Source organism: Pseudomonas sp. CFBP2511 (assembly GCF_030209255.1).
GTDB classification, from domain to species: Bacteria; Pseudomonadota; Gammaproteobacteria; order Pseudomonadales; family Pseudomonadaceae; genus Aquipseudomonas; species Aquipseudomonas avellanae.
The window spans coordinates 442166-467369 of the sequence record NZ_JARVSI010000015.1 but is presented as its reverse complement, the minus strand read 5'-3'; the positions used below and the strand labels follow the sequence as shown (position 1 = coordinate 467369).

The following is a 25204-nucleotide window of genomic DNA, read 5'->3' as shown; positions in this document are numbered from 1 at the left end:
TGCTTTACCGCTCATCGAACTGCGATTGCAGGAGGTGGGCTGACCATACATTTGCCTACTTTGGTCCCTCAAAGTAGGGCGCCGAGGGGCGAAAAGGTGCCTTGAGCCTTAAACACATCCAACTGACATAGCTGAACCGCAGTGTAACGTTCCACGTCACATATCTGCGCCGCACGATAGTTGAGATTATCGCTCCCTGCGTTTCAGCGTTGGAATGCCTCGGGTGACGCTCTGCTTCAAGTCTGTGCCACACCACAACGTCATGCCTTGCCCCTAGTCACTGCCTATAAACGAAAGCGTTTTTTTACCGCCATGGCACTGACGACGCAGAATGAGGCGTAAGTGACGGCTGAGCCAGAGCACAGGAGCGAAAACTTGTTACTGTCGTGCCCATTCTCAACACATTCCAATCCGCACGAATCATCAAACCCCCTATGATGCAAGCCCCACCGAACTCAATGGCCTTATGGACAATCAGATGACCTCACCGACGCTGGCCGCTGCGCAATTCTGTTCGATCAGAGGCCAGCTCAAGCACAACCTTGCCGGGCATCTGGCGTTCATGCAGCGTGCCGCTGACTTGGGTGCGGATTACCTGCTGTTTCCCGAGCTGTCGCTGACCGGCTACGAGCCTGATCTCGCTCACGAACTGGCGCTATCGCCGAACGATGCATGCCTGGAACCGATCCGCGCGCTGGCGATGCACTTGCAACTGATGACCACGGTTGGCGTACCGCTCAAAGGACCCGGTGGCAGCATTGAAGTTGGCGCGCTGACCTTCACCGCGCATGGCGACGTCATTGCCTATGCCAAACAATACCTGCACCCCGGAGAAGATGCAGTCTTCAGTCCTGGGAGTGAAGATTGCTACCTGCAGCTCAATCAGCACCGAATCGGCCTGTGTGTCTGTGCCGATTTCAGCCATCCCGAGCATGTACAACGCCTTTCGGAGGGCGGCTCCGGCGTGTACGCCGCAAGCGTGCTCATATCACCGGGTGGCTACGCTCACGATTCAGAGTTGCTCGCAGGGCATGCCCGACGCCACAGGTTGCCAGTGCTGATAGCCAATCACGGCGGGCCTACCGGCGGTTGGCAGTCAGCGGGGCGCAGCGGTCTGTGGGACGAGGCAGGGTGTTGGATCGGCGGGCTGGACGGCGTAGGAAACGGGCTGGTTATTGCAATCTGCCAGCACGGCGACTGGCAGGTGCGTGCGCTCACGCTGGAGTGAACAGCTTCACGTATTCACGTATTCACGGCATGATCCGGCTTGATCTCAGGCGCATGATCCGACCGCGAAAGCGTCTCCGGCACCGCCACCAGCAGCAAACAGAACGCCACTGCCGCCACCGCCGCAAGGGTCAGAAATGCTGCGCTGTACCCGGCCGCATGCACCACGAAACCGGCCAGGCTGTTGCTCAGCGCCGCGCCCAGGCCAAACAGGGTCGACAGCGCCCCAAGGCTCACATTGAAACGGCCGCTGCCCTGAGTCAGGTCTTTGACCATCAACGGGAACAGTGCGCCAAACAGGCCCGCGCCGATGCCGTCGAGCATCTGCACGGCCACCAGCCAGTACGGATCATCGGACAGCGTATACAGCACGCCGCGGATCGGAAGAATCAGGAAACCGGCCAGCAGCAGCGGTTTGCGTCCCCAGACATCGGCCTTCATACCCACCAGCAGCGCCGCCGGCACCATCACCAGTTGCGCCGCGACGATGCAGGCCGAGGTCAGCGGAGTCGCCATCTGCATGTTGATCTGCGAAAGCTTCTGACTTACCAGCGGCAGCATCGCTGCGTTGGCCAGATGAAAGAGTGCGCAGCAAATCCCGAACAGCAGCAGGGCTCTGTTGTTCAGTAATGCGGACAGACCGGAAGGCTGACTGCCATGTGAGGTATGCGATGCATCAAAGCCTCTGGCCACGTCATGATCAATGGCATCGGCAGACACAAAACTGATCGCGACAACGCTCGCCAAGGCCATTGCGGCCATCAGATAGAACACCGCAATCGGGCCGAACAGGTAAGCGAAGCCGCCTGCCAGCAGGGCCGCGCAGGCGTTGCCCGCATGATTGAAGGTTTCATTGCGCCCGGTGCGTCGGGTGAACGCTTTCGGTCCGGTAATGCCCAGCGAAATCGCAGCAATGGCTGGTGCGAACACCGAAGCGGCGACGCTGCTCAGCGCCTGGGTGATGGCAACCAGGGTAAATGAAGAGGTGAAAGGCAGAATCAGACAGCTCAACGTCACCAGCAGCGCCGCCACACCGATGATCCCGCGCTTGTAGGGTGTGCGGTCGATCAGAGCACCTGCGGGCGTCTGGGTCAGCAGCCCGGCGATACCCGCGATGGTCATGACCACGCCGATACTGGCCGGGTCCCATTGATGGACCGCCAGCAGGTAGATCGCCAGGTAAGGACCCAAACCATCGCGCACATCGGCGAGGAAAAAATTAAGGCTGTCCAGTGAAAGGGCGTTGCGGCGATCTGCATGACTGGCCAAGAGCGGGATTCCCGTAATTCGTCAGACTCCAGGTAGCTGAGTCACGGCTAATACTGACCCAAGCCGTTTTGCAGAAGTTTCCGCACCGGACATGAAAATTGCAGGTTCACCCGCTCTTTTTTTGCAGGCTCTTCATGCGCTGTGCAGCTCGTTGCACGGCGGCCATCTTCTCCGGCCGCTTCATGCGCTTCCATTTACGAATGTCATCCTTGGTGCGCCCACAACTGACGCACAGGTCGCCACTGAGCTGGCAGACCGAAATGCACGGGTTTTCGATGTCCTTGGCCATATCAACCTCGTCGGGCGTATTTGCGCTTGATACGTTGCTGCCAGTCGCCGCCGTTCTCCAGGCGGCATCGCTCTTCACAGTCGACATGCACATGGGCCGAGACGCTCGACACACTCACCTGCGCCTCTTCAAGCGCCGCTGCGGTCAACTCGATCATCCGCCCATCCAGCCCGCCCGCCAGTGCCGCATGCTTGTCGGCCAGCGTATCGAACACCCAGACCACCTGCAGGCTGGCCGGGAAGGCTGCGTAATCGACATCGTGAGTCAGCCAGCAAAAACCGGGCATTTCAGACTTCGCGGTTTCACAGGCTTGCGTCAGCGCTGTAACAAGCTGACGCTCAGTACGGGCCTGCTCGCGTTTACTTGAGGGCATCTGGGGCTCGGGCAGTGGAGGGGATGGCTGCGCACGATACCTGATTGTCAGATTAAGCTCCAAGGCGCAAATCTGGTTAATCATTGCTGCGCGTCAGCTGCACTCATCTGATGTTGGTGCGGTCTCAACATCTTGGCAGGGCTCATTCATGAGTCTGTTCAACATAACAACAAGGAGACGCATCATGGATTTCTCACCCCCAACCACCACCGCAGACCAGAGCCGTCGGGGCTTTCTGAAAAAGTCGCTGGCTGTTTCGGCAACGGTCGCGGCCATTGGCTCTCTGCCGCGTCTGTCTGCTGCCGAGCCGTTGACCCAGCGTTATCCCGACCCGCTGGTAGGTGTGCTGGATGACAGTTTTCTGGACATACGTATTTTCAATGCCAGCGTTGAAAAGCTCGCCACTGGCATGCGCTGGGCCGAGGGGCCGGTATGGGTGGGGGATGGTCGTTATCTGCTGGTCAGTGATATCGCCAATAACCGCATCATGCGCTGGGATGAGGTGACAGGGGCGCTGTCTGTGTACCGCGAGCACTCCAATTTTTCCAATGGTATGTGCCGCGACCGTCAGGGCCGGTTGCTGGTTTGTGAGGGTTCGAGCACGACCAGCGAAGGGCGGCGGGTGACACGTACCGAGTACAACGGACGCATTACTGTGCTGGCCGACAGTTTCGACGGCAAGCCTTTCAATTCGCCCAACGATATCGTCTGCAAGCATGACGGTTCGATCTGGTTCACCGATCCGACCTTTCAGGCCAACAGCGACTACGAAGGCCACAAGGTCAAGCAGGAACAGCCTTTCGGGGTCTATCGAATCGACCCTTCGAGCGGCAAGGTCAGTCGGGTCATTGATGATCTGGCAGGCCCGAACGGCCTGTGTTTTTCGCCGGACGAGAAAACCCTGTATGTGGTCGAAGGGCGCGCTAAACCCAATGGGCTCATCTGGGCGATTGCGGTCAATGAAGACGGCACGCTCGGGGAACGACGCAAGCACGTTGAAGGGCTGGAATATGCAGCCATCGACGGCATCAAGTGCGATGAGAGCGGCAACCTCTGGTGTGGATGGGGCGGCAACGGCAACCCGAAGGCCGACCTCGAAAAGCTTGACGGGGTGCGGGTGTTCAACCCGCAAGGCAAAGCCATCGGCCATATCAGTTTGCCGGAGCGCTGCGCCAACCTCTGCTTCGGCGGGCGAGAGGGCAATCGGCTGTTCATGGCCAGCAGTCACTCGCTTTATTCGGTGTTCGTGAACGCACGAGGTGCCACGTTTGCCTGAAGGCTAACGAACTCACTGACGGCGTATTACTTTGCACGCCGTCAATCGGGTCGAACCCCTGCGCACATGCCGGGTCTGTTCCTGTAATTACTTTCAGGGATAGTTATTTATGCCGGTGCAGCGCGGCCTTGTTCTACTGGCACGAGGCGGTTATGCCGCTCGTGGTGTTGTTTATCTGATTATCGGGCTGTTTGCTGTTCTGGCAGCTCAGGGTTCTTCGCAACCGGCCGACAGCCACAGCAGCCTTGAAGCGTTGCTGAGTCAGCCATTTGGCAGCGTGCTGGTCGGGCTGGTGGTGGTCGGTCTGCTGGCGTTCGCTGCGTGGCGGGTGCTGCAGGCGATCCGGGATGTCGACCATCATGGCCGGGAGCTCAAGGGGCTGGTGATTCGTGGCGGTCTGCTGGTAGGGGGATTCACCTACGGCGCGCTGGCATTTTTCGCGTTGGGCCTGTTGGTCAGCGGCTTGAAAAGCTCGGGTGGCTCGGGCGACGGCCAGACTAAGGACCTGCTGGCGTCGATCCTGTCCTGGGATCACTCCAATCTGTTGGTCTATGTGGTTGCGCTGGTGCCCTTGGCGCTGGGTATCTTGCATATCATCAAGGGCTACAAGGCGTCGTTCGAAAAGTATTTCGAAGCGGATGAGGACGTCATGAAGTACGTGCGCCCAGTGTCCCGTTTCGGGCTGATTGCCCGAGGCGTCGCCTTCATCGAGATTGCGGTGTTGCTGGTCGTCAGCGGCTCGAGTTACCAGGCGATGCATCCGCCCGGCATGAAGGATGCGCTCAATGGCCTGCAGGACCTGCCTGCCGGTGGGCTGGTGCTGTTGATCGTGGCGTTGGGGCTGATCGCGTTTTCGGTGTACAGCTTTGCCCAGGCCGCCTGGCGCAGAATAAACATGGACGTACCCGATGCACCGGAGGCGGTAACGCGCCACTTTCGCTGATAAGCCCCAGCCAGAGGGCTGCGTGAGTGCTCGCTCGTGCAGCCCTTTTTTGTGGGCGTCTGTTTGCAGGAAAATACTGTGACGCAACGCTCAAGTCGCTCTCTGTCTGGCCGACAGCTTTTATTGAGTTCTGATCTTTTCCCGGGTTGGCGTTCTCCGCTCCAGCCCGAACCGCTTCAGTGCAATAAAAATAAAAGAGGATAGCCATGACCGTTCTTCAGCGAGTGATCGGTGGGTTTGCCGTGCTGGTGGTGTTGCTGCTCGCCATGGCGGGTATCAGCTATCAAAGCACCCATTCGATAAGCGAGCGCATCAGCATCATTACGGGGCAGTCGGCACCGCTAAGCAGGGCGGCTAGTGAGCTTTACGTGCATGTGCTGCGCGCCAACCAGGCTCTGCTCGGGATTTTGGTCAGCACTGACCCCAAACAGATCGACGAGGGCAAACAGCCGTTCAACGACAGCATGGCGCGCTTCAATCAGCTGCTGGACAGCATTCCGGCCTATACCGGCGACCGTGCCGAGCTGCGCGACAACCTTAATCAGCAACGCCAACTCAGTACCGCCTACGTAGAGCAGGCGCAAACCCTGATCGCCAGCCATCGCCAGCACGTTTTGCAGGTGCTGCAGAGCCGCGTCCTGCAGGGTTACAGCAACAGCGAGGGTGCGCAACTCACCGGTTATCTGCGCGATTACATTGCCCGTGAGCGCACTACAGGTTCGTCCGAGAACGTGGCAGCGGCGGAAAAGCTGCTGTTGGAAGTCGGCAAATCCTATGAGGGGCTGGCCGCGCACGCCGCCACGCCGGATATTCAGACATTGCAGCGCGTGCTCAACCTGCAGGATGAGGTGATCAGCACGCGGGCGCGGGAGCTGACAGCGGTTGATCCGCGGGGCGGCCGTATTGCCGGGGTCATGGTCAATCGCTTGCTCAAAGACCTGACCGGCGCTGACGGTGTCTATCAGGCCTACCGGCAGGAAGCGGCGCTCGCCGAGCAGGTCGGCAAGCAGCGGCAGGCGGCAGAAGCGCGTTTGCAGGCAACGCTGGACAAGATCGGCGAATTCGGCAATCAGTCGCTGGCAGTTGCCAACGATGCCAAGGCCGGAGCCGATTCGACTATCGCCACCAGCCTCAGTCTGTTGCTGATCGCCTGCCTGTTGGCGGTGTTGGCGGCAGCCATTATCGGTACATGGGTGGCCTTCAGCCTGCGGCGTCCACTGGCGGCTTTCCGTGGGGTGCTCAAAACCCTTTCGGGTGGCGATATGCGGGTGCGTTTCGACGTCAGCCGCCGGGATGAATTCGGTGAGCTGGGCGGCTATCTCAACGAGTTCACCCAGTCCTTGCAGCAGACCTTTCGTGAGCTGATTGGCTCTGCCGACACGCTCGCACTGACGGCCAGCCAGAATGCGCAGGTCAGTGAACAGACCACCCGTGTTGTCGACGAGCAGAAAGACCGTTTGAACTCGGCGGCTTCGGCGATGAATGAAATGGAAAGCACCGTCGAAGAAGTGGCCCGCCGTGCGCAGGACACGCGCAGTGCGGTGGACAGCACCAGCGAGCTGACCAACAAGGTACAGAAGCGTGTGGCAGAAACCATCGTCAACATTCGCCAACAGGCCGAGCAGGTCAACAAGGCGTCGGCGGTGACTGATGAATTGCAGAAGTACGGGCAGAACATCGACGGTATTGTCGATGCCATTCGCACGATTGCCGAACAGACCAACCTGCTGGCCCTCAACGCAGCCATCGAGGCTGCGCGTGCCGGGGAGCAGGGCAGAGGCTTTGCGGTGGTCGCCGACGAAGTGCGCTCACTGGCCAGTCGTACCCAGACATCGACCAGCGAGATCCAGGAAATGATCGGCCAGATGCAGAGCAAGATTCACTCGGCCGTGCAGGTCATGAACGAAAGCCAGATCCAGTCCAATCATTGCGTGACGCTGGCCTCCGGTGCCGATGAGTTGCTGGTGGAAATGAGCGAGGCGGTCGATACGATTCGTGACATGAACATCCAGATTGCTGCCGCCACCGAGGAGCAAAGTGCCACCGTGCAGGAAACCAGCCGCATGGTCACGCACATCAGTGATTCTGCACAGCAGGCGGCCGACGGTGCCGAACAGTCTGCCAGCAGCAGTCAGGACCTGTCGAAAATGGCCAGGGATCAGCGCGAGCTGCTCCATCATTTCAGCGTTTGACGCTCGGGAGCAGAACATGAAGCAATGGTTATCGATTTCTCTGGGCGCCAGCCTGCTGTTTACAGGCCTTGCGCACGCCAGCACACCCTTGATTGGTGTGGGCATGGCCAAATATAACGACAACTTCCAGACCATCCTGCGCCACGGCGTGGAGAAGCAAGTGGCCGTGATGGACGCCGACATTTTCATGGAAAACGGCCAGGACGATGTCGAGTTGCAGATGCGTCAGTTCCGCAACCTGGTCAGCTCGAAAGTCGACGCGATTGTTGTCGCGATGGTCAATGGCAAGAGTGCGCCGGAGATGATGCGCCTGGCCAGCGAGGCCAAGGTCCCGCTGGTGTTCGTCAACCGCAATCCTGACCCTGCCAAATGGCCCGCGCAGACTGCATTTGTTGGCTCCGATGAGCTGGAGTCCGGCACCCTGCAAATGGAAGAGCTCGCTCGCCGTGCGAATTACAAGGGCAATGTAGTGATTCTGGTCGGCGACCCGAGCAACAAGTCGTCGGTCATGCGCACCGAGGACGTGGAGAAGGTCGTCGCCAAGTACCCGAACATGAAGGTGGTGCAGAAGAAAATCGGCAATTGGGAGCGCAGCCAGGCCGCGACCATCCTGGTTGATTGGGTCAAGCAGGGAGTGGACTTCTCGATCGTCGCCGCCAACAACGACGAAATGGCCATTGGCGCGATCATGGGTCTGGAGAAGGCTGGCAAGAATGCCAAGGACTATCTGGTGGGCGGCATCGACGGCACCCCGGACGGACTGAAGCTGATGGCCGAAGGCAAGATGGCCGTGAGCGTGTTTCAGGACGCCGTCGGCCAAGCCAACGGCGCGGTTGATGCGGCACTGAGTATGGCGCGTGGCGAAACACTGGCATCCCCGGTGATTTGGGTGCCGTTCAGACTCATTACCCCGGAGAACCGGCAGGAATTCGAGTAAGGTTGAGTGGAAGACGTTTCTGGCTTGTGACTGTTGCACAATGCCATGCCTTGCTTGTATTCACCGGATGTAAAAGCGCTTTTTAGATCAGTGTTTGTTGAAGCGGACGGGCGACGCTTCGCTTGTCCGCGAACTGCCGGGAACCGGCAGCAAAAACGGCCGTCTCGGTTTACCAGACACAGCCGAGGTGGCATGTTCCAGGGCCGCTTCGCAACCCATCGCGGGCAAGCGAATAGGTCTGTACATTCACAAATGCTCTACCGCCCGAAACATAGCCTTCGCGAACAAGCGAAGCGTCGCCCGGTACGCTCCCACGCCCTCCGGGCAGAAGCACGTTATTTGGCGCTTCGACAAAAGCCCCGCTCTTCGGGCTCGTCGGCGTAGGCAGTGCCCTAGACGCGAATATCCTGCGGCCCGCGTATCCGTGCTTCGATTCGCGTGCCGGTCAGGCGTTCTTCGTTGGAGAAACCGTCGTAGCCAGCCAGCGCTCCGAAATGTATGCCGGTGAGCTGCTCGATCTGCAAGACGCTGCGTTGCCAGGTTTTGAGCTGGCCGAACATGATGTCCAACTGACCCAGCTCGCGGCTCTGGTCGATCATGTAGGCGCTGGCCGAAGGCTTACCGTCGTCGCCGACAAACGCCACGACCTTCCAGAATGCCGAGGGCACCCTGATGTTCCGGTAACTGCGGTCGTCGTCGCGCAGCACCGGCCCGCTGAACACCGTTACCCGGGATTTCCAGCGACGGGTGTTGTCGAGAATGTAATCCTCAAGCTCCAGCCAGGTTTTTTGATTGAACGCCGCCATCTGCGGCGAACAGTTGGTGAAATGAAACGTGTCGCTGTTGGCCACTTCGGCTTCCTTGCCCCAGTTGGGGTCTTGGCGCCTGACCAGATGGCCGCGATCCAGCAAGTTGTCGGCGTAGACGCTTTCACCGATTTGCGCCTCGGCGGGCAATCTACCGTCGAAAGACCACGCATCCTTGCCCCGCTTGACCTCAACACTGCTGGCGCCATCGATATTGACGCCGACGTACAGCGCCAGGCGTCGACTGCGCGACATGGTGATGGAAAAGTGCGTGTAATCAAGGCGATTGCCGGTGTTGTCCAGCGGATAGACATCGGCTGCCAGCTCGGCGTCGACCGCAGGCCAGGGCACCACGAAATCGCCGAGGAAGTTTTCGGCGTAACCCTGACGCTTTTTCAGTTCGCTCGCAGGGGTGGTACGTGGTGCAGCCAGTGTCTGTGGTTGCTGCGCAAGCAATGCGGCCGGCACGTTTAAAGGCTTGAGGTCGGCGAGGCGGGGGCGGTAGGCAAGGTCGATTTTGAGTTTCTTGTCAGGCACGGTGATTGCTCCTGCAGTGGGCGTGAGTTTTGTTACAGTTGACCATAGACGCGTTACAGGTCGACGTCAGGCCAGACACATGCGCTAAAGCTTTGGCCTCGACGGGCGTTAACCATCGCAAGGGAACAACCTTCCACCCCAGGAGCGCTGCATGCAAACGTTAAAGGCCTTATACGAGTCAGTCGAAAAGCAGTTCTTCGACACACTGACCAAAAAGCTCTCAAGCCTTTTTCTGCTGGTGCTGGTCAGCGCTCTGCTTTACTGGGTGGCCTTGAACATTCGCGCCGACATCATGCTGCAATTACACGGCTCATCACTGGACGCCGCCGCGCTGGGCCAGATTCAGGGCCGGCTTGATGTCCTCAGCAACGCCATCCTGCTAAGCACGCTGTTTACGCTGGCCATGGTCAGCTTCATGGTCTGGTATTTCCGCCATCTGATCGTGCGCCCTGTCATGTTCATGACGCGTGCTCTCGAAGAGGTCGCCAGTGGCGAGGGCGATCTGTCCCGAGACCTGCCCTTGCTGACCCACGACGAAATTCGCGTGCTGGCCAGCACCTGCAATCGCTTTCTGGCCAAGCAGCGCGAGGTCATCAGCAGTATTCAGGGGCTGACTGTGCAGATCGCAGTCGAATCGGCACGCTCGCTGAAAAACATCAGTGATTCCAGTGACAGCGCCACCGATCAGGCGCGTTTTGCCAGGGAAGTCATGGACCAGAGCAACATGGCCGTGGGCAGCATCGAAGATGTTTCGCAACAGACTCAGGGTATCTCCAGCACCACTGCGCAGAACCTGAGCATGGCACGCGACTCGTACGCCGAACTGCTGGAAGTGACCGGTAACATCAGTCAGATATCCAGCAACCTCAATGAGTTCGGTACGCTGGTGTCGGGGTTGAACGAGCGTTCATCGAGCATCAAATCCATCGTCGGGCTGATCCAGCAGATTTCTTCGCAAACCAACCTGCTGGCGCTCAATGCCGCCATCGAAGCGGCGCGAGCCGGGGAGAGCGGGCGCGGGTTTGCCGTAGTGGCGGACGAGGTGCGCACCCTGGCGCAGAACGTCAGTAAAGCGACTGACGATATTTCCCGGAACATCGATGCGATGCTTCAGGAAGTCAGTTCCACTCACGAACAGACCATCCAGATCAGCCACAGCGCTCGGGAAACCCAACGGGTGGTAGAGCGTGCATCCGGCCATTTCGAGAGCATGATCGGTGATTTCGAGTCGACCAATGACAAGCTGGCCGACATTGCCACGCATATCCAGCAATTTGCGATGACCAACACCGGCATCAACGAGCGGGTAACGCGCATCTACTCCGACAGCCAGGCGATCGATCAGCGCATGCAGCACTCCGCGACCGCAACCCGTGACCTGTCCGGTGTCGCCGAGCAGGTTCAGGCCCTGCTGGGGCGTTTCGTGCTTGGGCATGGCGAACTGGACGCTGCGATCACTCGCGCCAGCCAGTGCCGGGATATTTTGCAGGTACGCCTGGCGGAACTGCACAAACAAGGCGTCAACCTGTTCGATCAGAGCTACAAGCTGATTCCCGGCACCGACCCCAAACAATACACGACCAGCTACACCGACCGTTTCGCGCAGATCTGCCAGGAAGAATGCGACAAGCTGACCAAAGGCACGCGGGGCGGCAAGGTCACGTTTATCGTCGACAGCAAAGGTTATTGCCCGGTCAACAACAGTTGGGTGTCACTGAAGCCGACCGGCGACCGCGCCATCGACCTGCCCGTGTGCCGCAACAAACGGATGTTCTCCGACCCCATAGGTTTGCGTGCCGCCAGTAACAAACAACGCTTCCTGCTACAGACCTACTTGCGTGACACCGGCGAGATCATGACCGAAATCGACGTGCCGTTTTTCTTTGAAGGACGCCACTGGGGCAACTTGCGGATGGGTTTCGATGCGGCGCTGCTGTTGGGCAAATAGTACGAACGTTGGTTGAGCCAGAACGCAGGCTTGTAATACGAAGGAACGTTCGGCCATCTCAAGGCTCAACTTCTACAAGGCGCTGACTTCCAGAACGCCCACGGAGGTGTGACTTTGAACATTCAAGACCTGACAAAACACGTAAAGGACAAGAAGGTTGATGAACTCGATCTGATCTCCATGGAAGGCGGTTCCTACGTGCTCCACGCACTGGTGGAAGGCAAGTTTGTGCCGGTACAGGGTTCGACCGGCGAGCCCCTGCACGTTGCTTCGCTGGAAGAGGCGCGCAAGGTGCTTTCGGCGGTGCCTGACGTAAAACTGTTCATGACCCAGGCGGTGGCGCATGACGAGATGGTTGGCCTCGACAGTGTTCAGCCTGAATCATCACGCCATGAAATACCGCTGCGCTCCAGCCTTTGATCGCGGTGTCAGGCGTTGCGCCTGACCGCGATGCATTTGATTTCAAGCAACAGGCCGGGGTGTGCCAGCTCCGCAACGCCGATGCAGGTCCAGGCACACTGACCGCGCGGGAAGATGCGATTCTTCACGTCGCGGAACACCGGCATATGTTCGCTCATGGCAACGTGATAGGTGGTCATGTCAACGATATCGTCGAACGTGCAGCCGCCTTCGGCCAGCACCGTGCGCAGGTTCTCCCAACAGGCAATGAACTGTGCCTCCGGGTTGAGGATGACTTCCATGTCCCGGGTGCGTCCTACCTGGCCGGCACAGTACAGCGTGTCACCCACCCTGACTGCCGGTGCGTAACCGGCGCGGTCCATGATTGACTGCAGGGTAGGTGGGACGATGATTTCGCGATCTGACATGTGTAACACCTGTTTGTAACGTCTGAATGTGTAGAGCTCAAGCTGATTGGGAATCATCCTGCCGCTCAGCCCTTGACCGTCGGTTTGGCGGCGCGCCGAGGCTTTTTCGCTGCGGTGCCTGTGGCAGCGTTCGCTGCCTTGGTCGAGGTCGCAGCCCCGCGCTTGGCGGTCTTGCGTTTTTTCTTCCACGGCGGCGCAACGCCTGCCGGGCTGGCCGGGCCGCTGATGGTCATGCGCATGCCGACACAGCGGCTGACCTGCTTGCTCATCCACGCTGCCTGCTTGGCGACGAACTCTTCAAGGCTCATTTCGCCGCTCTGGACCATGTCCAGTGCCTGCTCCCATATGGCCGTGGTGCCGGGGTCGGCAATAGCGCGCGGGACGGCGTCGATCAGGCTGAAGGCTGCCGGCGTGGCGCACAACGCCTTGCCTTGTTTGGTCAGATAGCCGCGGTCCAGCAGCCCCTGAATGATCCCCGCTCGAGTGGCTTCGGTGCCGATGCCGGTGGTGTCCTTGAGTTTTTGCTTGAGCAGCGGGTCTTCTACCAGCTTGGCGACGTTTTTCATGGCCTTGATCAGGTCGCCTTCGGTGAAGGGCTTGGATGGCTGGGTCCAGAGATCTTTGAGGATGACGTCGGCGACGGCGCATTCGCAGCCCTGAAACAACGCAGGCAAGGGCTGCGGCGCAGGCGCTTCGCGACCTTTGGCCGGGGCCAGGGCTTCGGGCATGGCGCGTTTCCAGCCGGGCTCGACGATCTGTTTGCCCACCGCTCGCAGCGCCTGGCCTGCGCAGTCGAAGTCAGCCTGGGTGCGGTCATATTCGTGGTTGGGCAGAAACTGCGCCAGATAGCGCGCCCTGATCAGGGTGTAGACCGCGCGCGGCTTGCCGATCAGGCGCTCGACGCCGCGCACCGCCGCGGTGGGGATAATGCCGTGGTGAGCAGTGACTTTTGCGTCGTTCCAGGCGCGGGAGCGGCGTTGCGGATCTAGGTGCGGCAGCAGGCCGGCCAGCGCGGGATCGGCCTTGCCCAGCGCAGTGATGATACCCGCCGCTTCGCCATGCTGACTGTTCGGCAGGTAGCCGCAATCGCTGCGCGGATACGTGATGACCTTGTGGGTTTCATACAGCGACTGGGCGATATCAAGGGTTTCCTGCGCGCCGAGGCCGAGTTTTTTCGAGCATATTTCCTGCAGGGTGCCGAGGTCGAAAGGCAAGGGGGCGGCTTCGCGCATCCGCTCGGTGCGCAGCTTGACCAGCCGTGCGCTGGCAGCATGGCGCATGTCGTCGGCAGCCTGTTGCGCAAGTGGCTGATTCAGGCAGCGATCCTGATCGTCACAGGCGTCCGACGGAGCGCGCCATTGAGCGATGAACGCCTGATTGTCGTGCCGCAGTTTGACGTCGATGGCCCAGAAGGGCGCGGGCACGAAATCTGCGATGCTGCGATCCCGGTCCACTACCAGGCGCAGGGTCGGGGTTTGCACGCGGCCGACTGGCAATACGCCCTGGTAGCCCGATTGGCGACCCAACAACGTGAACAGACGACTCATGTTCATGCCGATCAGCCAGTCTGCGCGGGACCGGCCCAATGCCGAGTGATACAGGCTGAAGGTGTCGGCGCCGGGCTTGAGCGCTGCCAGCGCCTTGCGAATGGAGGCGTCATCCAGCGCCGACAGCCACAAACGCTGAATCGGTCCGCGATAGCGGCAATGCTCGACCAGTTCGCGGGCGATCATTTCGCCTTCACGGTCAGCGTCGGTGGCGATTACCAGCTCGTTCGCTTCGCCCAGCAACCGCTTGACGGCCTTGAACTGGCTGGCCGTTCTGGGTTTGACCAGCATCTTCCACTTCTCGGGCACGATGGGCAGGTCTTCCAGCACCCAGCGTTTGTAGCGCGCATCGTAGGCATCGGGCGGAGCGGTTTCGAGCAAATGGCCGATGCACCAGGTGACGGTTGCGCTGGCACCGACCCAGCAGCCATCGCCACGGCGGGTTGCGCCAAGCGCAGCCGCAATGTCCTTGGCCTGGGAAGGTTTTTCGCAAAGAAACAGCCGCATGACTACCGTCGTCGATTACCGGTGTGAGGCGGCAAGGATGGACGTTGAACGAACGAGGGGCAAGTTTTATCTGTATGGATATACAGATAAAGGCGTTTTGGCGCTGTCATGCCGGTGGTTCCGAACAGTGCAGCGCCGTTGTTTGAAGAGAGCGTTTACGAGCCAGTGACGTGGGTTCAGCTCAGCAGTTCCGAAAACGCCTTGTCGGCTTCCAGCACGGCGGGCAGCCCGGCAAACAGTGCGTTCAGGTCGATGCCTTCCATCAGCGGGCCGTCTGAAGCTTTTTGCGCGTCGGGCGTGGCACCGCCATTAGTTTCCAGCGCATCCGAGATGATCACGGCCTGCGCCACGATACGCGGCAACGGTGCGTCGTCTGGCGCCTCCAGCGGCTTGGCCTGATAGGCGATGGCTTGCTGGATTACCTGCGGCAAATGCCAGCGGTGGGCCAACTCGGCACCCACTTGCGGGTAGCCGAAACCCAGTTGCAGCGTTTCATTGGCTGCACGCCCCGGCGTGCCGGCCTTGGCTGCGTTGTTCAGGCGCTCGGCAACATCCGGGGCGCCGGTCTGGATCAACAGTTCGCCAATGTTGTGCATGACCCCGCAGGTGAAGGCAATTTCCGGGTCGACACCGGTCTGTTTGGCCAGCATTCGGCAGATCCCGGCAACCTGAAAGCTTTTCAGCCAGAACCCCTTGAGATCGAAACTCGGCCCGGCTTTGAACGCACCCGTCACTGCCGAGGCCATGACCAGGGTGCGCGAGGTGTTGAAGCCCAGACGCATGGCGGCGTCTTCGATACTTGAGGAGTCCCGTGAGCCGCGAAACCTTGCCGAGTTGGCCAAACGCAGCACCTTGGCCGCGATCACCGGGTCTTTCTCGATATTGCGGGCGATGCTTTCGAGGTTGGAGGAGGGGTTATCAAACTGCAGCATCAGGTCCTGAGCCACCTTTGGAATACTCGGGAGACTGTGCAAATCGTCAAAAAGCTTTTCGATACTCAGCATGGCAAAGCCATCCTCTGCAGGGCGGGGATGACTTCAAAGATAGTCAGTTTTCAGTGCTCTGCACGTTTTGCCGCTGATTGTGGGAGGCGGGTCTCACGTGCCGAAAAAAAATAATCAAGGACTTGGCGATGCCGGCCGATACGACAGACAAGCATGCTTGAAAATTTTTGGCACTCGATCCGTTGTGGATTCTGTTGCGTGGAAAAGACGGCAAAGTTGTGAAGTTTGATCGACGATTCAAAGATCGTCCCTATTGGTTTTTGCCGTGGAAGTTAGCGCTATGAAAAATCTGGGCTTCAGCAAGAAAATCCTTCTGGCCGCCGCGCTTATCGTGGTTGTTGCGTTCAGCGTATTTATTGTCATCAATGACTATCGACAACGTCAGTCGCTCAAATCCAGTGTCAAGTCGGAGCTGCAACAACTGGGTACATTGACCACGCAGAACATTCAGACATGGCTGGAAAGCCGCATTCAGTTGCTGCAATCGATGTCCCAGCAAGTCGCCGTGGACGGCAAGGAGCTGCCGCAGTTGCAGCGTGCCATTGGCCTGCCAACGTACAGCGACAACTTCCAGCTCAGTTATTTTGGCAGCACCGAAGGCGTGATGTTTTCGGTGCCGGCCGGTAATCGCCCTGCAGATTACGACCCGCGTGCACGGGGCTGGTACAAGGCCGCACAAAATGCGCCGGGCACCATCGTTACCGAACCGTATATTGCAGCGTCGTCCGGCAAACTGGTCATGACCATTGCCACGCCGGTCAAGATTCAGAACCAGCTTGCCGGTGTCGCCGGTGCTGACATCTCGCTGGACAGCGTTTCCAAAATCATCAACTCGCTGAACTTCGATGGTCACGGTTATGCGTTTCTGGTCAGCGCCGAAGGCAAGATTCTGGTGCATCCGGACAGCAAGCTGGTGCTCAAGAACATCAATGAAGCCTACCCGGTAAACACACCGAAAATCGCCACGGGCGTGACTGAAATCGATTCTGGCAAACAGCCCGAGATCATCTCGTTCACGCCGGTTCAGGGCGTGGCGACCGCCAACTGGTACGTGGCGCTGGTGCTGGAGCAGGATTCTGCCTACGCCATGCTCACCGAGTTCCGCACCTCGGCCATCACGGCAATGGTCGTTGTGGTGATGGTGATCATTTTGCTGCTGGGCCTGTTGATCCGTGTGCTGATGCAGCCGCTGCACCAGATGGGCCGTGCGATGCGCGATATTGCTGACGGTGAGGGCGATCTGACCAAGCGTCTGGCCATCACTTCGCACGATGAGTTCGGCGCATTGGCAGAGTCGTTCAACCACTTTGTCGAGCGTATTCACACCTCGATTCGCGAAGTGGCCTCCACCGCAGCGCAACTGGGCGAAGTCGCCACGCGCGTGGTCAAGGTCTCCAACGCCTCGATGAGCAACTCCGACCAGCAGGCCAATCGCACCGAAAGCGTGGCCGCTGCAATCAACGAACTGGGTGCCGCCGCACAGGAAATCGCCCAGAACGCGGCACGCACCTCGCAACAGTCCAGCGATGCCAGCGGGCTGGCCAGCGACGGCCAGGGCGTGGTGCAGCAGACCATCAAGGCGATGAACGAGCTGTCCGGCAAGATCAGCGAGTCGTGTGTGAACATCGAGAGCCTGAATGGCAAGACTGCTAACATCGGGCAGATTCTCGAAGTGATCACCAGCATTTCCCAGCAAACCAATCTGTTGGCGCTTAACGCTGCTATTGAGGCCGCACGCGCCGGTGAGGCGGGTCGCGGTTTCGCCGTGGTGGCTGACGAGGTGCGCAACCTGGCACACCGCACTCAGGACTCGGCGCAACAAGTGCAAAAGATGATTGAAGAGTTACAGGTCGGCGCTCGTGAAGCGGTGGTCAACATGACTGAAAGCCAGCGTCAGAGCGAGGACAGCGTGGGCATCGCCAACCTGGCCGGCGAGCGTCTGGGCAGCGTGACCCGCCGTATCGAAGAGATCAACGGCATGAACCAGTCTGTGGCGGCTGCAACAGAGGAACAGACCTCGGTGGTTGAGTCGATCAACGTCGACATCACCCACATCAACACCCTCAACCAACAGGGCGTCGACAACCTGCGCCAGACTCTGGAAGCCTGCAACTCCCTGGAAGAACAAGCAGCTCGTCTGCAACAACTGGTCGGCAGCTTCCGGATCTGATCCTGCTGCCCCTGCGCCGACCTGCGTAGTCAAGGTCGGACGCAGAGCATCCAGAACTGCGTGCCCACGTCCGTGGGCACGCTATTATTCTTGCGCACACTTTCTCATTGCGTCCGTACCCGTCTGGTATATTCACTATCGATCTAACCAGCGAACCAAATATTCTTTTCAGGAACAAGCCTCCTTCAGCCATCATTGCCTTGCCACATCAACTTTGGAAAGGTGACTGATACCAACAGAACCTGGATTTTTATCATGAAAATGCAGGAGTGTATCAATGGGCAATGTCCAGACCGCAGCCAGCGCACATGATGTGCTCTGGCGCCAGACGCCAGGTGGCGACCTGGTCGATCTGGGGCGTCCTTTCCGTGGGCCTTTGGCGTTGTCGAGGTTGCACAGCACCCCCAAACCGATCCTCGGGCGGCGCGAAGCCATTCTGCTCGGTGCGCTGGCGCTGGTGTTCCACGGCGCGGTCGTTTACTGGCTGAGCCAGAACCCGACGCCTGCACTGCCGGTCGTGCCGCCGGAAATCCCGCCGATGACCATCGAGTTCTCTCAGCCCGCGCCACCTGTGGTGGAAACTCCGCCGCCACCGCCAGAGCCGGTTGTACAGCCGGTGGTCGAGCCGCCGCCTCCTGTCGAGGACGAGTTGGCCGTCAAGCCGCCACCGCCCAAACCGATTCCCAAACCCAAGCCGCAGCCGCCTAAGCCGGTGGTCAAGCCTGTCGCCAAGCCGGTAGAGCAACCACCGGCGCCACCTGTGCCTGCGCCACCCGTTGCTGCGCCCGCGCCACCTGCGCCGAAACCGGTGACCCCGGCCTCGGCCAGCGCGGGCTACCTGCGCAATCCGGCACCGGAATATCCGTCGCTGGCCATGCGTCGCGGCTGGGAAGGCACCGTGCTGTTGCGCGTCCATGTACTGGCCAGCGGCAAGCCCGGCGAGATTCAGATACAGAAAAGCAGTGGCCGCGATCAACTGGATGACGCAGCGCTGGCCGCGGTGAAACGCTGGAGTTTCGTACCCGCCAAACAGGGCGACGTCGCCCAGGATGGCTGGGTCAGCGTGCCGATTGATTTCAAGATCAAATAGCTTTCAAGATCAAATAACGTTTCAAGTTCCAGCAACCACGACATTCGATTGACCCGGCGAGCTACCTGAACCAAAGGCGCATCGCGACACACCCAATGCCTTGTTCAGACTTCGTTCATAAAGAGAGCTGCGCCATGAACCTACTTGCTTCGCCTTTTGAATCCATCGAACACGCGGTCATCTGGCTGCTGGTGATTTTCTCCGTTGCCACCTGGGGTCTTGCGTTGCTCAAGGGCGTGCAGTTCTCCCGCTTGAAAGCCCAGGACCGCAAGTTCCATAAGCAATTCTGGGCTGCATCGAGCCTGGATTCCGCCGCGCAATTGGCCCAGGAGCAACCGGGCGCTGCTGCCCGCGTCGCGCTCGCCGGTTATGCGGCCATTCAGGTGCCGGACGGCGCGCAGGCCAACGACCTCAGCCAGTCGATCAATCATCAGGACCGTCTTGAACGTGCCCTGCGCCAACAGATCGTCCGTGAGCGCCGTTCGCTGGAAACCGGTCTGGCAATTCTTGCGAGTATTGGCAGCACGTCGCCCTTCATCGGTCTGTTCGGGACGGTCTGGGGCATCATGTCGGCTCTCAAGGGGATCAGCGCTGCAGGCTCTGCGAGCCTTGAAACCGTCGCCGGCCCGATTGGTGCGGCGCTGGTGGCAACCGGCGTCGGTATTGCCGTCGCGGTGCCTGCGGTGCTGGTCTACAACTACTTTCTGCGTCGTTTGAAACTGACCGCTGCCGACCTGGATGACTTTGCCCACGACTTCTACAGCCTGGCGCAGAAGAGTGCGTTCCGCGTGCTGCTTCATCCGGTCCTCAAGTCCGGCGCTGGCGCCGGGCAGGCCGCGCAGAAAGTGAAGGAGGCGTCCTGAGATGGCTTTTTCCACGCAAGACACCGATGAAGTGCTGAGCGAGATCAACGTCACACCGCTGGTGGACGTGATGCTGGTGCTGCTGGTGGTGTTCATTGTCACCGCGCCGCTGCTGACCAACTCGATTCCGATCAACCTGCCCAAGACCGAATCGGTTGCACCGGTAGAGCAGAAAGACCCGCTGGTGGTGAGTATCGACGGGCAGGGCAAGCTGTTCATCAACAAGGATGAAATCCAGCCGGACTTACTGGAAACCAATCTCAAGGCCGCCAGGGAAAAGGCCCCGGAGGTGCGCGTGCAGTTGCAGGCCGACAATGGCGTGAACTACGGCGAAGTGGCGCGGGCAATGGCCTCCATCGAGCGTGCCGGGATTACCAAACTGTCGGTGATCACCGCTAAATAACCGGCCTTTCCCTCATACAGTTTCAACCGTTTTGGGCCGCATCCTCAGGCAGGTGCGGCCTTTTTTTGGGTGTTTTTCAAGGATGTTTCCAGCGTGACACAAATGTAGATGCTTATGCATTAATGATATTTAAAACTTTCGATCAATGTCATTAAGCTATAAAGCATCGGGCCACCGGACTATCAATCAAACACTGTAATGATCGCCACCGTCCGCCGCACGGATCGCTCGTTGTAACCAGAACGCACGTTTCTGGATCAGGGATTTTCAAGGGGTAGTGGTATGGGGAACTTCAAACGCAACGTGCTGGCCACGGCGATTTTTTCAGCCAATTTGCTGAGTGTCGCCGGTATCAGCGCAAACGCTTACGCCGCAGAAACAACAGATGAACAAAACAATCAGGGCGCGTCCACGCTGGGCACGGTAATTGTCACCGGCACCCGCGCGCAGGAGCGTACCGCCAGTGCGTCGCTGTCGCCCATCGACGTGATCTCCGGTGATAGCCTGCGCAGTTCCGGCTCCAGCGAACTGGGCACCGTGCTGGCGCGCTTGATTCCGTCGATCAACTTTCCGAGGCCAAGCCTGGTGGACGGTGCGGAGCTGACCCGTCCGGCGCAACTTCGCGGCCTGTCGCCGGATCAAGTGCTGGTGCTGGTCAACGGCAAGCGCCGCCACACGTCGGCCTTCGTCAACCTGGGTGGCGCGGTCGGACGCGGCTCGGCACCTGCCGATCTCAACGCTATTCCGCTGTCGGCCATCGACCACATCGAAGTACTGCGCGACGGTGCTTCGGCGCGCTACGGGTCGGATGCGATTGCCGGGGTGATCAACATCATCCTCAAGAGCGCTGATCACGGCGGTTCGATTTCAAGCAAATACGGCCAGTACAAGAAGGGCGACGGTATCCAGCGTCAGGTCTCCGGCAATACCGGTTTTGCGCTGGGCGACAACGGTACGCTGAACCTCTCGGGTGAAGGCGCCAACAACGACTACACCAACCGCGCGGGCGATGATTTGCGCGCATCGAGCATCGGCTCTACCACGTATGGTCAGCAGGTATTCCGTCAGGGCGAGCCGGAAACCCACGAAGGCAAACTGCAGTACAACGCCGAATACAGCTTCAACGATGCGGCGGAATTCTACAGCTTCGGGGGCTACAGCAAGCGCCGCGGCGAAACGGCTGCGTTCTATCGACCGAGCAATGCCTCGAACAACATTGCGGCGATTTATCCAAACGGTTATTTGCCGCTGATTCACGGCACGCTGGAAGACACCACGTTTGTCACCGGCTTGCGCGGTGAGCTGGCGGATGACTGGCATTACGACCTGTCTGCCAACTATGGCAAAAATTCTTATGAGCTGCGCACCAAAACCATCAACACGTCACTGGGCCTGAACACGCCGCGCTCGTTCGATAACGGCACGCTGACCAACGACCAGAAACAGCTGAGCCTGGACCTGTCGCGGGAGTTCAACGCAACGTGGCTGCCTTATCCGGTGTCGGTCGCCTTTGGTGCGGAATACCTGCGTCAGGGTTATCAGATCGAGGCGGGGCAGGCGGAGTCGTATTTCCAGACCGGCAGTTCCGGGCTGGGTGGCTTTCGCGCTGCCGATGCGGGCAGTTACTCGCGACACAACTTCGCCCAGTATCTGGACGTTGAGACCAACCTGACCGAAAAACTGGGTGTGTCGGCCGCCGTTCGCCATGAGGGCTACAGCGATTTCGGCTCCAACGTCAGTGGCTCGCTCTCGGCCCGCTACGATTTCACCCCGCAGGTGGCCCTGCGTGGCAGCGTATCGACGGGCTTCCGTGCGCCATCGCTGGCCCAGCAGAACTTCACGTTTACCTCGTCACAGTTGATCGGCAGCACCATTCAGGAAGCGGGTACGTTCCCGGCCGGCAGCAACGTTGCGCAGTTGTTGGGCGCAGAAGACCTGAAACCCGAAAAGTCGCGCAACTACAGCCTGGGCCTGGTACTGCAACCGCTGGATAGCCTGACCGTGACGGCCGACGTCTACCGCATCGACATTCAGGACCGCATCTCGCTGTCGTCCAACCTGGTGCTCAACAACACCGCGATCAACTACCTGCGCGCCAATGGCGTGGGCGATATCAACTACACCAGCGCGCGTTACTTCACCAACGCCACCGATACCAGCACCGACGGCGTGGATCTGGTGGCCAATTATCGCTACCAGTTCGACAACGGCGTGCGCTGGAACAGCACGGTGGGCTACAACTACAACCACACCAAAGTCACGGATGTGAAAGACAACCCGGCGGTCCTCAATCAGTTGGGCGTGAACCTGGTTCGGGTGGACCGCAGGGAACGTATCGGTCTGCTCGGCGACACCACACCTCAGCATAAACTGACGCTGGGTAACGACCTCACGTTCGGCAACTGGGCGCTGCACTCCAATCTGGTGCGCTACGGCGAGTTCACCAGCTACCAGGCCGACAAAGTCAACGACCAGACCTTCAGCGCTGCCTGGTTGCTGGACCTCGCTGCCGACTACAAACTCAAGAACTGGGTCTTCACACTGGGCGGCGACAACGTCACCGACAAGTACCCCGAGAAACTCAACGACTTCTCGTCCAGCGGCGGCAACCTGGCCTACAGCACCTTCTCGCCTTACGGGTACAGCGGGGCGTTTTACTACGGGAAGGTGACGTATAACTGGTAATTTGATTGGCCGCTGATTGTCGTCCCAATGCTTCGCGTTATACACAAGTCCGCTCTTGATTCTGGCCGAAGGCCGTGGGAGCGGACCGGGCAGAAGCCCGTCATCTGGACTTGTCTATACGCTGAACGACTGTTGCGTATGAGGATAAGTGCGCTAGCTCAACTGCCCTGCAACGGCGTGGCATCCTGAAAGAAGTAATCCTTCCACGACGCTGGCTTGTTCTTGATCGCGCCCACGCGGTACAGGAACTCGGCCAAGGGGTAGGTGTTCTTCGGCGTGATGGTGAACTGGAACTCCGGCTGGTCAATGATCTTGAGCAGCTCGGCGCGATCAATCTTCGCTTTGGTGACGCGCAGGTAGGTATCGGCTGCTGCACCAATGTCCTTGTTGACGAAGGCTTCGGCTTCGCTCAGCGCTTCAATGAATGCCTTGTAGGTCTTCGGATTCTCGTTACGGAATTTCTCGGTGGCGAACAGCACCGTGGGCGAGTTCGGGCCTAACAGGTCATAGGTATTGAGTACGACATGCACGTTAGGGTTTTTCAGTTCCTGATCCTGATACGGCGGATTGGAAAAGTGCCCGGTCAGCTCGGTCCCGCCCGCAATCAGGCTGGCGGCGGCGTCAGGGTAGGGCAGGCTCAGAGTGTACTTGTCCAGCCGTGCGTATTCCTTGTCGCCCCAGAGTCTGGCAGCGGCGAATTGCAGGTAGCGTGACTGCACTGAAACACTGACTGCCGGTACGGCGATGCGGTCCTTTTCGGTGAAGTCGGCAATGGTTTTGACGTTGGGGTTATTGCTCACCAGGTAATACGGGAAGTTACCCAGCGAAGCGACCGCCTTGACGTTCTGTTTGCCATGGGTACGGTCCCAGATGGTCAGCAACGGGCCAACACCGGCACCGGCAATGTCGATGGAGCCTGACAGCAGCGCATCGTTGACCGCCGAGCCACCGGACAACTGAGTCCAGTCCACCTTGATCTCCAGACCGTCTTGCTTGCCGTGCTTCTCGATCAGTTGTTGATCGCGCACCACGTTGAGTAGCAGGTAGACGATACCGAACTGCTCGGCAATGCGAATTTCGCCTTCAGCCTGTGCGCTGGCAGGGGCGATCAGCGAGCCAGTCAACAGTGCGGCACCCAGACCGATGGCGGCTGCCAGGCGACTCAAGCGGGGAAGAAACAGGACGGTTTTTGACATGCGCAGCTCCAACACGTAAATGAGATTTTTTGCAGCATATTGCTATATAAAATATTTTTTAAATAACTTTATAGCATAAACATAGCTCGCATATTCAGACAGCCTTGCCACCAGAGTCACGCTTTCTAATATTCTTTTTTTTTATAATTAGCTTAGAAGTAAATGTAATTTTTAATTGATTTGTGATGCGCCTAGTCTTGTTGATCGTTTGCAGTCTTTCAGGAGCAATACCATGAGCAACGTCAGCGCTTTGCCGATCCAGCCAGAGACCACGCCGTCAGGTGGCGGCAGTGTGCGCGATCGGGTGTCGCCACAGGAATGGGAGGTCCGGGTCAAGCTGGCGGCGGCGTATCGTCTGGCGGCGCTCAAGCGCTGGACCGATCACATCTACACGCATTTCTCGGCGCGGGTGCCGGGGCCGGACGAGCACTTTCTGATCAACGCCTTCGGCCTGCTGTTCGATGAAATCACAGCGTCCAATCTGGTCAAGGTCGATATCGACGGCACGATTGTCGATGACCCGACCGGATTGGGCATCAACTACGCCGGTTACGTGATCCACAGCGCCATTCACGCGGCACGTCATGACCTGCAAGCGGTGTTGCACACCCACACCCGCGACGGTATTGCGGTGTCGGCGCAGAAAGGCGGGCTGCTGCCGATTTCCCAGCACTCGATTGCCTTTTCCGGGCGCGTGGCCTATCACGGCTACGAAGGTATTGCGCTGGACTTGAGCGAGCGCGAACGGCTGGTCGCCGATCTGGGTGACAAGAGCGTGATGATCCTGCGTAACCACGGGTTACTGACCGGTGGCGTGAGCGTCGAACATGCCTTTCAGCAGCTTCATGCTCTGGAGTACGCCTGCAACATTCAGATCGCCGCGCAGTCGGCGGGTAATGACGAACTGGTGTTCCCTCCGCAGGAAGTCATCGCCAGGGTTGAAGAGCAGGCCAAGGTCATCAAGGACGGGCATGGGCCGGGGGTTGCACGGCACTGGAATGCATTGATTCGCGAGCTGGAGCGCAGCGGCACCGATTACAGGGAGTGAGCCTGCAATGCAGTGATGCGAGGCGCCGAGGGTTGGTGTAGTGTGCGCACCCAAAACAAGGGGCGCA

General features: G+C 59.2%; 21 protein-coding genes and 1 pseudogene. 14 read left to right on the top strand and 8 right to left on the bottom strand.

The genetic code is table 11. The annotated features are described in order from the left end of the window. The first annotated feature begins 478 nt into the window (after positions 1–478). Positions 479–1228, top strand: a complete 750-nt coding sequence (locus QRN38_RS13955; RefSeq protein ID WP_057419235.1) for a carbon-nitrogen hydrolase family protein — start codon at positions 479–481, stop codon at positions 1226–1228. Between the two features lie 14 nt (positions 1229–1242). Here QRN38_RS13955 and QRN38_RS13950 read toward each other — a convergent pair whose 3' ends face one another. The 3 genes from QRN38_RS13950 to QRN38_RS13940 all read right to left on the bottom strand — a co-directional run bounded on the left by QRN38_RS13950 (position 1243) and on the right by QRN38_RS13940 (position 3158). Continuing rightward, positions 1243–2496 carry an MFS transporter gene (locus QRN38_RS13950; RefSeq protein ID WP_057419234.1) on the bottom strand — a complete coding sequence of 418 codons (1254 nt, stop codon included), beginning with the start codon at positions 2494–2496 and terminating at the stop codon, positions 1243–1245. A 106-nt stretch (positions 2497–2602) separates the two neighbouring features. Continuing rightward, entirely contained in the window at positions 2603–2785 is a 183-nt protein-coding gene (locus tag QRN38_RS13945; protein WP_005617534.1) for a DUF1289 domain-containing protein, read from the bottom strand. 1 nt (position 2786) lies between these two features. Beyond that, positions 2787–3158 carry a hypothetical protein gene (locus tag QRN38_RS13940; RefSeq protein WP_005771265.1) on the bottom strand — a complete coding sequence of 124 codons (372 nt, stop codon included), beginning with the start codon at positions 3156–3158 and terminating at the stop codon, positions 2787–2789. Positions 3159–3342: 184 nt separating this feature from the next. On the opposite strand from QRN38_RS13940, the gene QRN38_RS13935 reads away from it, so the two are divergent. From QRN38_RS13935 to QRN38_RS13920, 4 genes are all read left to right on the top strand, one after another. After that, complete coding sequence (locus QRN38_RS13935) at positions 3343–4434, top strand: SMP-30/gluconolactonase/LRE family protein (RefSeq protein WP_054091003.1); 1092 nt, start codon at positions 3343–3345, stop codon at positions 4432–4434. Positions 4435–4543: 109 nt separating this feature from the next. Beyond that, on the top strand, positions 4544–5377 hold the full coding sequence (locus QRN38_RS13930; protein WP_057419233.1) for a DUF1206 domain-containing protein: 834 nt from the start codon (positions 4544–4546) through the stop codon (positions 5375–5377). A 206-nt stretch (positions 5378–5583) separates the two neighbouring features. Further along, positions 5584–7569: a methyl-accepting chemotaxis protein gene (locus QRN38_RS13925; RefSeq protein WP_044392989.1), complete on the top strand. Its 1986-nt coding sequence runs from the start codon at positions 5584–5586 to the stop codon at positions 7567–7569. Between the two features lie 16 nt (positions 7570–7585). Further along, positions 7586–8506, top strand: coding sequence for a substrate-binding domain-containing protein (locus QRN38_RS13920; RefSeq protein WP_054091005.1), 921 nt, complete (start codon positions 7586–7588; stop codon positions 8504–8506). Between the two features lie 392 nt (positions 8507–8898). On the opposite strand, the gene QRN38_RS13915 is transcribed toward QRN38_RS13920, so the two are convergent. Beyond that, a complete protein-coding gene (locus QRN38_RS13915; RefSeq protein WP_024666681.1) occupies positions 8899–9849 on the bottom strand; it encodes a DNA/RNA non-specific endonuclease in 951 nt (316 codons plus the stop codon). A gap of 151 nt (positions 9850–10000) precedes the next feature. On the opposite strand from QRN38_RS13915, the gene QRN38_RS13910 reads away from it, so the two are divergent. Continuing rightward, positions 10001–11797 carry a methyl-accepting chemotaxis protein gene (locus tag QRN38_RS13910; RefSeq protein WP_057419232.1) on the top strand — a complete coding sequence of 599 codons (1797 nt, stop codon included), beginning with the start codon at positions 10001–10003 and terminating at the stop codon, positions 11795–11797. A 108-nt stretch (positions 11798–11905) separates the two neighbouring features. Then, on the top strand, positions 11906–12217 hold the full coding sequence (locus QRN38_RS13905; protein ID WP_057419231.1) for a DUF6482 family protein: 312 nt from the start codon (positions 11906–11908) through the stop codon (positions 12215–12217). An 8-nt stretch (positions 12218–12225) separates the two neighbouring features. On the opposite strand, the gene QRN38_RS13900 is transcribed toward QRN38_RS13905, so the two are convergent. From QRN38_RS13900 to QRN38_RS13890, 3 genes are all read right to left on the bottom strand, one after another. Beyond that, positions 12226–12624 (bottom strand): RidA family protein, encoded by a 399-nt coding sequence (locus tag QRN38_RS13900; RefSeq protein WP_003381829.1) that lies wholly within the window; start codon positions 12622–12624, stop codon positions 12226–12228. A gap of 65 nt (positions 12625–12689) precedes the next feature. Beyond that, complete coding sequence (locus tag QRN38_RS13895; RefSeq protein WP_057419230.1) at positions 12690–14678, bottom strand: DNA topoisomerase III; 1989 nt, start codon at positions 14676–14678, stop codon at positions 12690–12692. A 176-nt stretch (positions 14679–14854) separates the two neighbouring features. Beyond that, positions 14855–15682, bottom strand: a complete 828-nt coding sequence (locus tag QRN38_RS13890) for an HDOD domain-containing protein (RefSeq protein ID WP_057419229.1) — start codon at positions 15680–15682, stop codon at positions 14855–14857. A 280-nt stretch (positions 15683–15962) separates the two neighbouring features. On the opposite strand from QRN38_RS13890, the pseudogene QRN38_RS28290 reads away from it, so the two are divergent. The 6 genes and pseudogenes from QRN38_RS28290 to QRN38_RS13865 all read left to right on the top strand — a co-directional run. Beyond that, positions 15963–16994, top strand: a pseudogene (locus tag QRN38_RS28290) (HAMP domain-containing protein); the annotation flags it as partial. A gap of 93 nt (positions 16995–17087) precedes the next feature. Beyond that, a complete protein-coding gene (locus QRN38_RS28285) occupies positions 17088–17852 on the top strand; it encodes a methyl-accepting chemotaxis protein (protein ID WP_370464045.1) in 765 nt (254 codons plus the stop codon). 277 nt (positions 17853–18129) lie between these two features. Continuing rightward, positions 18130–18942: an energy transducer TonB gene (locus QRN38_RS13880; RefSeq protein WP_057419228.1), complete on the top strand. Its 813-nt coding sequence runs from the start codon at positions 18130–18132 to the stop codon at positions 18940–18942. A gap of 134 nt (positions 18943–19076) precedes the next feature. Beyond that, on the top strand, positions 19077–19805 hold the full coding sequence (locus tag QRN38_RS13875; protein WP_010203861.1) for a MotA/TolQ/ExbB proton channel family protein: 729 nt from the start codon (positions 19077–19079) through the stop codon (positions 19803–19805). 1 nt (position 19806) lies between these two features. Beyond that, complete coding sequence (locus tag QRN38_RS13870) at positions 19807–20208, top strand: ExbD/TolR family protein (RefSeq protein WP_007246691.1); 402 nt, start codon at positions 19807–19809, stop codon at positions 20206–20208. 282 nt (positions 20209–20490) lie between these two features. Continuing rightward, entirely contained in the window at positions 20491–22893 is a 2403-nt protein-coding gene (locus QRN38_RS13865; RefSeq protein ID WP_057419227.1) for a TonB-dependent receptor plug domain-containing protein, read from the top strand. A gap of 158 nt (positions 22894–23051) precedes the next feature. On the opposite strand, the gene QRN38_RS13860 is transcribed toward QRN38_RS13865, so the two are convergent. Continuing rightward, positions 23052–24089, bottom strand: a complete 1038-nt coding sequence (locus QRN38_RS13860) for an ABC transporter substrate-binding protein (protein ID WP_122223128.1) — start codon at positions 24087–24089, stop codon at positions 23052–23054. A gap of 232 nt (positions 24090–24321) precedes the next feature. Between QRN38_RS13860 and QRN38_RS13855 the strand changes: the two genes are divergently transcribed. After that, a complete protein-coding gene (locus QRN38_RS13855; RefSeq protein ID WP_007246688.1) occupies positions 24322–25137 on the top strand; it encodes a class II aldolase/adducin family protein in 816 nt (271 codons plus the stop codon). Positions 25138–25204: the final 67 nt, after the last annotated feature.